Annotated in this window: 8 protein-coding genes; 4 read left to right on the top strand and 4 right to left on the bottom strand. The window is 63.7% G+C overall.

What is annotated here, in order from left to right; translation table 11 throughout:
- Positions 1 to 260: LysR family transcriptional regulator (locus H928_RS0122890; protein WP_148293272.1), on the bottom strand; the 260-nt coding region annotated here is incomplete at its 3' end.
- Between the two features lie 98 nt (positions 261 to 358).
- Here H928_RS0122890 and tam point away from each other — a divergent pair.
- On the top strand, positions 359 to 1,120 hold the full coding sequence (tam, locus tag H928_RS0122885) for a trans-aconitate 2-methyltransferase (protein ID WP_021028590.1): 762 nt from the start codon (positions 359 to 361) through the stop codon (positions 1,118 to 1,120).
- A 15-nt stretch (positions 1,121 to 1,135) separates the two neighbouring features.
- On the opposite strand, the gene H928_RS0122880 is transcribed toward tam, so the two are convergent.
- Both H928_RS0122880 and pmbA read right to left on the bottom strand, forming a co-directional pair.
- Positions 1,136 to 1,843 (bottom strand): riboflavin synthase, encoded by a 708-nt coding sequence (locus H928_RS0122880; RefSeq protein ID WP_027011298.1) that lies wholly within the window; start codon positions 1,841 to 1,843, stop codon positions 1,136 to 1,138.
- Positions 1,844 to 1,964: 121 nt separating this feature from the next.
- The gene (gene pmbA / locus H928_RS0122875; protein ID WP_021028588.1) at positions 1,965 to 3,365 is read right to left on the bottom strand and encodes a metalloprotease PmbA; all 1,401 of its coding nucleotides are present in this window, start codon (positions 3,363 to 3,365) and stop codon (positions 1,965 to 1,967) included.
- A gap of 80 nt (positions 3,366 to 3,445) precedes the next feature.
- On the opposite strand from pmbA, the gene yjgA reads away from it, so the two are divergent.
- From yjgA to H928_RS29430, 3 genes are all read left to right on the top strand, one after another.
- The gene (gene yjgA / locus H928_RS0122870) at positions 3,446 to 4,132 is read left to right on the top strand and encodes a ribosome biogenesis factor YjgA (RefSeq protein WP_021028587.1); all 687 of its coding nucleotides are present in this window, start codon (positions 3,446 to 3,448) and stop codon (positions 4,130 to 4,132) included.
- A 22-nt stretch (positions 4,133 to 4,154) separates the two neighbouring features.
- Positions 4,155 to 4,751 carry a molybdopterin adenylyltransferase gene (gene mog, locus H928_RS0122865; RefSeq protein WP_021028586.1) on the top strand — a complete coding sequence of 199 codons (597 nt, stop codon included), beginning with the start codon at positions 4,155 to 4,157 and terminating at the stop codon, positions 4,749 to 4,751.
- Positions 4,752 to 5,036: 285 nt separating this feature from the next.
- The gene (locus tag H928_RS29430; protein WP_084635934.1) at positions 5,037 to 6,245 is read left to right on the top strand and encodes a multidrug effflux MFS transporter; all 1,209 of its coding nucleotides are present in this window, start codon (positions 5,037 to 5,039) and stop codon (positions 6,243 to 6,245) included.
- A 29-nt stretch (positions 6,246 to 6,274) separates the two neighbouring features.
- Here the strand turns inward: H928_RS29430 and H928_RS0122855 are convergent, their stop codons facing one another.
- Entirely contained in the window at positions 6,275 to 6,718 is a 444-nt protein-coding gene (locus H928_RS0122855) for a DUF4279 domain-containing protein (protein ID WP_021028584.1), read from the bottom strand.
- Positions 6,719 to 6,722 lie beyond the last annotated feature (4 nt).

The following is a 6,722-nucleotide window of genomic DNA, read 5'->3' as shown; positions in this document are numbered from 1 at the left end:
TGGGCGGCATCCTGCACCAGGCCGGCCATGGCCTCCACCCGGGCCAGCACCATGCGCGCCTCCTGCACCAGCGCCAGGCCAGCCGCGGTGGGCCGCATGCCTCGGGGCAGCCGCTCCATCAACGGCGTGCCCATCTCCGCCTCCAGCTGCTGCAGCAAGCGCGTCAGCGGCGGCTGCTGCATGCCCAGCTGCTGCGCAGCCCGGGTCAGGTTGCCACATTCGGCAATGCAGACCAAGGCCTTCAAATGTCTCAGCTCCATCCAGCAATACCTCAAAAGTATGGATAAGGTTTTTATAGCGCATTTGTCAGCATGGGTAAAGCGCACTACAGTGCCCAGCACCACACAAGGAGAACCCCATGACCTGGTCCGCCCAGCAATACAGCCAGTTTGAAGCCGAACGCACCCGTCCCGTGCGCGATCTGGTGGCTGCCATTCCGAACACCGAGGTGCAGACCGCGATCGACCTGGGCTGCGGCCCCGGCAACTCCACCGACGTGCTGCAAGCCCGCTACCCCAGTGCCACTGTGACCGGCCTGGACAATGACGAAGACATGCTGCGCGCTGCACGCGAGCGCCTGCCGCAGACGCCGTTTGCGCTGGCCGATATTGGCAACTGGCAGGCTGCGCCGGCCGTGGATGTGATCCTGGCCAATGCCAGCCTGCAGTGGCTGCCTGACCATGCCCGCCTCTACCCACAGCTGCTGCAGCAACTGCACGCCGGCGGCAGCCTGGCGGTGCAGACGCCCGACAACCTGCAAGAGCCCGCCCATGTGCTGGCACGCGAAGTGGCCGCACAAGGCCCCTGGGCCTCGCGCATCGGCGCGGTGCGCCACCCCGACCGCCACAGCCTGGACTGGTACTACGCACTGCTGCAGCCGCTGTGCCGCCGGGTCGATGCCTGGCGCACCACCTATATGCACCCGCTGGCCAACCACGAGGCGGTGGTGGAATGGTTCAAGGGCTCGGCGCTGCGGCCATTTTTGGCGCAGCTCGATGCACAGGAGAAGACGCAGTTCCTGGCCGACTACCTGGCCGCCATCCGCCAGGCCTACCAGGCGCTGCCCAGCGGCACGGTGCTGCTGCCCTTCCCGCGGATCTTTATCGTGGCCACTCGTTGATCTAGACCTTGGGCATCAAGCCTTGGGCAACTGCGGCGGCGTGACCAGGTCATCCAGGCTCAAGCCCTTCTCGCGCAACAGCGCTTCGAGCAGGGGTTTGAGTTGGCCCAGGCTCTCATCCACCGCTTCGCGCACGGTGTCGACGACGACCTGGGTTCTGCGCTCGATCTCGATGTTCAGGCGGTCGCCGGCGCGCTTGTCGCCAAAGACGGTCATGCGCAAGGTCTCGGGAATCAGCCAGACCTCGAACCAGCCTTCCTGGCGGTTCACCTCGGCGACGGTCAGGCTGGCGCCATTGATGGCGATATAGCCCTTGGCAAACACATAGCGGCGAAAGGCCTCGGGTACCGCCACGCGCATCACATGGTTGTTGTCGAACTGGCGCACCTGCGCCAGGGTGCCGGTAAAGTCCACATGGCCCGACAGCGGGTGGCCGCCAATCTCGGCGCCATCCTTGGCAGCGCGCTCCACATTCACTGGCGAGCCCAGCTCCAGCGCGCCCAAGGTGGTGATGTTCAGGCTTTGCTGCATCACATCAAAGCGGGCATGGCTGGCGTCCAGCAGCTCGGTCACCGTGAGGCACACGCCGTCGTGCGAGACGCTCGCTCCTATCGCCAGGTCTTCGCAAAAGCCCTCGGGGAAGGCCACGGTAAAGCTCCGCAGCCCCGGTTGGTCGTCGATCGCGCTGATGCGCGCCACTGCCTGAATAATGCCGGTAAACACAGCCCACTCCTTACGGCACTGGCCAGCCTTGGCCAGCTGCTCACTCAAAAAAACAAAACCCGCCCGCCGCCCCTGGATTGGATGGCTCTGAGCGGGCTGGAAGCTATTGAACGGCGCGGGATCAGGACCCTGCCACCTTCATGCGGTTGACCAAGATACTGCCCAGGGTCTTGGAGCCGGCGTTGTACTCGTCGGCGCCCACGGCCTCGATGCCCTTGAACATGTCCTTGAGGTTACCGGCAATCGTGATCTCTTCGACCGGGAAGGCGATCTGGCCGTTTTCGACCCAGAAACCACTGGCGCCGCGCGAGTAATCGCCGGTGACCGGGTTCACGCCCTGGCCCATCAGCTCGATCACAAAGAGGCCCGTGCCCAGCTTTTGCAGCATGGCATTGAGGTCGTCCGACGGGCGCGTCTTGGTCGAGTAGAAATGCAGGTTGTGGGCGCCGCCGGCGTTGCCGGTGGTGCGCATGCTCAGCTTGCGGGCCGAATAGGTGGACAGGAAATAGCCGGCCACCTTGCCGTCCTCGATCACCGAGCGCTTGGCCACGCGCACGCCTTCGTCGTCATAAGGCGCGCTGCCCTTGCCGCCGATGATGAACGGATCTTCGATCAGCTGGATATGCTTGGGGAACACCTTCTTGCCCAGCGAATGCAGCAAGAAGGAGCTGCGGCGGTAGAGCGCGCCGCCGCTGATGGCCTGCACCAGCGAGCCCACGAGGCCAGCAGCCAGCGGTGCATCGAACAGCACCGGGCATTCGGTGGTGGCAATCTTGCGCGCGCCCAGACGCGAGAGTGCGCGCTCGGCAGCGTAGCGGCCCACGACGGCCGGATCGGCCAGATCGCCCGCACGGCGCATGCTGCTGTACCAGGCATCGCGCTGCATGTCGGCCCCCTTGCCGGCAATCGGCGCGACCGACAGGCTGTGGCGCGAGCTGGCATAGCCGCCGGCAAAACCATTGGTATGGGCGCTGTAGAAATGGCTTTGCTGGGCCGAAACACCGGCCCCTTCGCTGTTGGTGATGCGCTTGTCGGTGGCAAAGGCTGCGGCCTCGCACTGCAGCGCCAATTGGGCCGCCGCCTCGCTGTCAATGGCCCAAGGATGGAATAGCTCGAGCGCACGGTGCTCGGCTGCTGGCACAATGTCGGCTGCGTCGGGCAGACCTGCGATAGGGTCCTCGGCGGTGAAGCGTGCAATGTCATAGGCCGCCTGCACGGTGCGCTGCACTGCTTGGGCAGAGAAATCAGACGTGCTGGCGTTGCCACGGCGTTTGCCCAGATAGACCGTCACCCCCAGTGATTTGTCCCGGTTGCGCTCCACCGTCTCCAGCTCGCCTTTGCGCACACTCACCGACAGACCGGAGCCTTCGGAGGCATCGGCCCCGGCGTCACTGGCCCCCAGTTTTTTGGCATGCGAGAGCGCCTGCTCGACGAGATCTTTGAAAAATGCGCGGCTGTAGCTGAAGCCGGACTCAGCCTTGGCATCGCCTTGGCTGTTAGAGCTGGATACGGATTTATTCATACTGCCCGCTATGATACTGATAACCGCCATCGCCCAGGCACTGCGCCGGGCGATGGCCTTTTGAACAAAAGCATTTAACCATGTCACGCAAACCCAAAAAAGGCTATTTCGTTCGCGGCAAGTTCGTGGCCGAAGGCAGCGAGCTCGATATCGAACTCAAGGCCGAGCTCAAAGGCACGACCGAGTCGAGCAAATCCGATCTGAAAAAAGAGATGGATGAGCTGCAAGACCTGGGCAAAGAGCTGCTGACCTTGCGCAGCGATCTCTTCAAGCGCCTGGAATTGCCCGAGATCCTGGCCAACGCGTTGGCCGAAGCCAAGCGCATCACCAATTTCGAGGGCAAGCGCCGCCAGATGCAGTACATCGGCAAGCTGATGCGCAAGCTCGAAGACAGCGAAGTTGCTGCCATCAATGCCGCCCTGTCCGAGCAAAAGGAAGGCTCCAGCCTGGAAAAGGCCCTGCTGCATGCGGCCGAGCAGTGGCGCGACCGCATGATCGTCAGCGACGACGCCGTCGCCCAGTGGATCAATGAAGCCCCCGATACCGACATCCAGCAGCTGCGCTCGCTGGTGCGCCAGGCCCGCAAGGACATGCCCGGCGCCCATGAGGCCAATGTGCAGGAATCGACCGGCCAGGCGCCCCGCAAGGGCCGCGCCTACCGTGAGCTGTTCCAGCTGGTGCGCGACCATGTGATGGCCGCCCACAGCGCCAGCCGCAGCAGCGCCGATGCGCCCGAAGACGGCGATGACGACGATGACCAGGCCTGATGGCAGCGCAAGGGGTCCGGCCATGAGCAACACCTGCGACAGCGTCAAGATTGGCCTGGTCTCCATCAGCGACCGCGCCAGCCGTGGCGTCTATGAAGACAAGGGCCTGCCTGCGCTGCAGGACTGGCTGGGCCGCGCGCTGCGCAACCCGCTGCAGTACGAGACCCGCCTGATTGCCGACGAAGAGGCACTGATAAGCCAGACCCTCATCGAGCTGGTGGACGCTGGCTGCGCGCTGGTGTTGACCACCGGCGGCACCGGCCCCGCGCCACGCGATGTGACGCCCGAAGCCACCCTGGCCGTGGCCGACAAGGTGATGCCCGGCTTTGGCGAGCAAATGCGCCAGATCAGCCTGCAGTTTGTGCCCACCGCGATTTTGTCGCGCCAGGTGGCCGTCATCCGGGGCAGCAGCCTGGTCATCAACCTGCCCGGCCAGCCCAAGGCCATTGCCCAGACCCTGGAAGGCCTGAAGGACGCCGAAGGCCAGCAGCAGGTGCCCGGCATCTTTGCCGCCGTGCCCTACTGCGTGGACCTGATCGGCGGCCCCTATCTGCAGACCGACGAAGCGGTCTGCAAGGCATTTCGCCCCAAGGGCGCCGAGCGCCCCAGCGCGGGCTAAACGCTCTACAACACCGATACCCGCCCAGAGCGCGAAATGTGTACACAGTTTCGCGCTCTTTGCATTGCAGCGAGCCAATGTCCCAGCTCTTTGCGGCGGCGCCGCCAGCGGGCACAGGCAGCGGCATTTTTTGGTTAAATGCTTGCTTGCCACTTTGCCGCTCCCCTCTTCTGAGAGGCGGTGGTTCTTCATTTCGGCGCCTTAGCCCCCACCCGCTTCTTCCTCCGCCCGCAGGGCCAGGCAGCGCTTGCTGTGATCGCGGCCCAGGGCAGCGCCCAGCGCCCCATGCAAAAGTCACCCGTTACGCTCACCCTGCTGTTTGCCCTGTGCACCATGATTGGTCCGCTGGGCATCGATACCTACCTGCCCTCTTTCCATGCCATCGGACAGGAATTTGGCGCCACGCCGATAGCGGTGCAGCAGACGCTGAGCGTCTATGTGTTTGCGATGGCCAGCACCATGCTGTTCTACGGCACGCTCAGCGACACCTTTGGCCGCCGCCGCGTGCTGATGGTCTCGGCCATCGGCTACTGCATCACCTCGCTGGCAGCGGCCTTTGCCGGCTCGATCGAATCGCTGGTGCTGATGCGCCTGGTGCAGGGCCTGTGCGCCGGCTCAGGCATGGTCATCGTGCGTGCCATGGTGCAAGACCAGCACCAGGGTGCCGAGGCGCAGCGCATGATGGCGCTGGTGATGATGGTGTTTGGCCTGGCCCCTGCGCTGGCGCCCGTGCTGGGCGGCTGGCTGCAAAGCCATGGCGGCTGGCGCTACAGCTTCTATTTCCTCTCGGGCTTTGGCGCGCTGCTGGCACTGCTGATCTGGCGCCAGCTGCCCGAGACGCTACCGCCCGAGCGCCGCACGCCTTTGAAGCTGCGCGTCATTGCCGGCAACTACCTGCAGGCGCTGCGCAACCGCAAATTCCGCACCATGCTCATTGGCCTGGCGCTGATGGCCGGCGCCAACTCCATCTACATCAGCTCCGCAGCCGAGTTTGTGATGACCATCCTGGGCAAGGACGAAACTGCGCTGGGCTGGCTGTTCATCCCGCTGATCGCCGGCACCATGCTGGGCTCGGCCGTCTCCAGCCTCTTTGCCCGCCGCATCCCAGCTGCTCTGCAAAAACGCATCGGCTATGCCTGCCTGCTCATCGCCTGCGCCAGCAACCTGCTCTACAACAGCCTGACGCAACAGCCCAGCGTCCCCTGGGCCGTCCTGCCAATCACGCTCTACACCTTTGGCATCTCACAGCTGATGCCCATCCTGACCTTGGAAGCCATGGGCCATTTCCCCCAGATGCGCGGCCTGGCTTCGTCCTTGCAGGGCTTTAGCCAGATGATGGTCTTCACCATCATCTCGGGCCTGGTGGCGCCGCAGCTCTTTCACAGCGGCCTGTTGCTGGCGCTGGGCCTGGCAGTCACGGTGCTGCTGGGGATGGCGGTGTTTGCCTGGGCATCGCGCATGCCGGATGCACGGGGGGTTGGGCAGGTGGTTTGAGTTCCGTCTTCGGCGATCAAAAGATTGCGCTACCAGCTCTGCGCATAGGGATACACATCATGGGCCCAGCTGATGCCAAGCGCGGCCATCTCCATCAGCAAATCGGGCGGCAACACGATAGCGTAGTTGCGCGCGCTGAAGCTGCTGATCTGTAACACCAAGCGCCCACCTTGACCCTGCAATAGAAGCAGAAAATGCTTATGTGGACGCAGCAGCTCAAGCACTGCAGAAATCGCATCCTCAGCAGCATCGTCTGAGGACATATATTCGCCCCGCTTGAATGGATCGGCGCTCCAATAGCTTTCAGCATGAATGCCACCCAGAAGACGCCCCTTGGGGGTTTTGCGCGGCTGCCCCGCCATGCAGAAATGCGTGGGCTCCAGCCTCAGTGTCTCGGTGACTATCTGCGGGTCAATGCTTGGATGCCAAATACGGAAATCCAGCTTGTAGGAATAAAGTTGCATCTGATCCATATCA

This window comes from Comamonas sp. B-9, assembly GCF_000410635.1.
In the GTDB taxonomy this organism is placed as follows: domain Bacteria; phylum Pseudomonadota; class Gammaproteobacteria; order Burkholderiales; family Burkholderiaceae_C; genus Comamonas.
Note: the sequence above shows the minus strand (reverse complement) of the source record. Positions and strands in the feature narration are given on the sequence as shown.

Excerpts from the sequence above, each read along its gene's own strand:
- yjgA (WP_021028587.1), top strand. The coding sequence starts at position 3,446 with ATGTCACGCAAACCCAAAAAAGGCTATTTCGTTCGCGGCAAGTTCGTG.
- H928_RS0122855 (WP_021028584.1), bottom strand. The coding sequence starts at position 6,718 with ATGGATCAGATGCAACTTTATTCCTACAAGCTGGATTTCCGTATTTGG.
- H928_RS29430 (WP_084635934.1), top strand. The coding sequence starts at position 5,037 with ATGCAAAAGTCACCCGTTACGCTCACCCTGCTGTTTGCCCTGTGCACC.
- tam (WP_021028590.1), top strand. The coding sequence starts at position 359 with ATGACCTGGTCCGCCCAGCAATACAGCCAGTTTGAAGCCGAACGCACC.
- mog (WP_021028586.1), top strand. The coding sequence starts at position 4,155 with ATGAGCAACACCTGCGACAGCGTCAAGATTGGCCTGGTCTCCATCAGC.
- pmbA (WP_021028588.1), bottom strand. The coding sequence starts at position 3,365 with ATGAATAAATCCGTATCCAGCTCTAACAGCCAAGGCGATGCCAAGGCT.